Source organism: Ruegeria sp. SAZD013 (genome assembly GCF_059612525.1).
Window position 1 is genome coordinate 1 of record NZ_JBXWQT010000008.1, and the last position, 1466, is coordinate 1466.

The 1466-nt window shown below is 62.8% G+C and carries 3 protein-coding genes; all 3 read left to right on the forward strand.

Annotated features, from left to right (window positions below):
* On the forward strand, positions 1-326 hold a 326-nt coding region (locus AC2FLU_RS00795; protein ID WP_496808170.1), incomplete at its 5' end, for a GDP-mannose 4,6-dehydratase.
* The gene (gene rfbD, locus AC2FLU_RS00800; RefSeq protein ID WP_496808171.1) at positions 323-1189 is read left to right on the forward strand and encodes a dTDP-4-dehydrorhamnose reductase; all 867 of its coding nucleotides are present in this window, start codon (positions 323-325) and stop codon (positions 1187-1189) included. The genes AC2FLU_RS00795 and rfbD, both read left to right, overlap by 4 nt.
* A partial coding sequence (locus tag AC2FLU_RS00805) for a sugar phosphate nucleotidyltransferase (RefSeq protein WP_496808172.1) occupies positions 1186-1466 on the forward strand: 281 nt, incomplete at its 3' end. The genes rfbD and AC2FLU_RS00805, both read left to right, overlap by 4 nt.

Consider the following 1466-nt stretch of genomic DNA (forward strand, 5'->3'; position numbering starts at 1 on the left):
TCGGCCGGTCCTACAACATCGGTGGCGAGAACGAGCGCAGCAATCTGGAACTGGTGCAGACGCTTTGCGCGATCCTGGACGACCTGCGCCCGAAACCGCAGGGGGTCTATGCGGACCAGATCACCTTTGTCACAGACCGCCCCGGGCATGATGCGCGTTACGCCATCGATCCCTCGCGGATGCGCAACGAAATGAACTGGCGCCCATCCGTGACGGTAGAGGAGGGTCTGCGCAGAACGGTTGAATGGTACCTGAACAATGAAGAGTGGTGGCGGTCCCTGCAAGGCCGGTCCGGCGTTGGCGAACGGCTGGGGGTCAGCGCGTGAAACTTCTGGTCTTCGGGGCGACCGGTCAGCTGGGCCGGGAACTGATCCGGTGTGGCGGGGAAATCTCGGTTGAAGCGCTTGGGCGCGACAAGGCGGATTTTACCGATCCCGAAGGGTGCGCGGCCCTGGTTCGCAACACCGATGCGGATGCGGTGATCAACGCCGCCGCATATACCGCCGTCGACAAGGCCGAGGCGGAGGAAGACCTTGCCCTGCTGATCAACGGAACCACGCCCACGGCGCTGGCCAAAGCTGCGGCCGGGCGCGGATTGCCGTTTGTTCAGGTCTCGACGGATTATGTGTTTGACGGGGCGGGCACGGCCCCGTTTCCGCCCGACCACGCGACCGGCCCGCTGGGCGCCTATGGGCGCACCAAGCTGGCGGGTGAGGCCGGTGTGATTGCGGCGGGCGGACCCCATGCAATCATACGAACCTCGTGGGTGGTGTCGTCACATGGACATAACTTCGTCAAAACCATGCTGCGCCTCGGCAAAGAGCGTGACCGCCTGACGATCGTCGCAGACCAGATTGGCGGGCCAACCCCGGCGGCGGAACTGGCCGGGGCCTGTGTGGGCGCGGCCCGTGCCCTTTTGACAAACCCGGATGAAAAGACCGGAATTTACCATTGCAGCGGTGGCCCTGATGTCAGCTGGGCCGATTTTGCCCGCGAGATCTTCGATCAGGCCGGCATTGACTGCAATGTCGAAGACATCCCGTCCAGCGCATACCCGACCGCCGCGAAACGCCCCCTGAACAGCCGCCTGGACTGCACGACACTGACAACGGACCTGGGCGTGCCCCGTCCGGATTGGAAGGCGGGCCTGCACAGCATACTTGAAGACCTTGGAGAGCTCGGCACATGACGACCCGGAACGGCAAGAAACGCAAAGGTATCATTCTGGCAGGCGGGTCAGGTACCCGTCTTTATCCGATCACGATGGGCGTCTCGAAGCAGCTTTTGCCCATCTATGACAAGCCGATGATCTATTACCCCCTTTCGGTGCTGATGCTGGCCGGGATCCGCGACATCGCGATGATCACGACGCCGCAGGATCAGGAGCAGTTTCAGCGCCTGTTGGGCGACGGAAGCCAATGGGGCCTGTCCCTGACCTGGATTGTTCAACCTTCTCCTGACGGGTT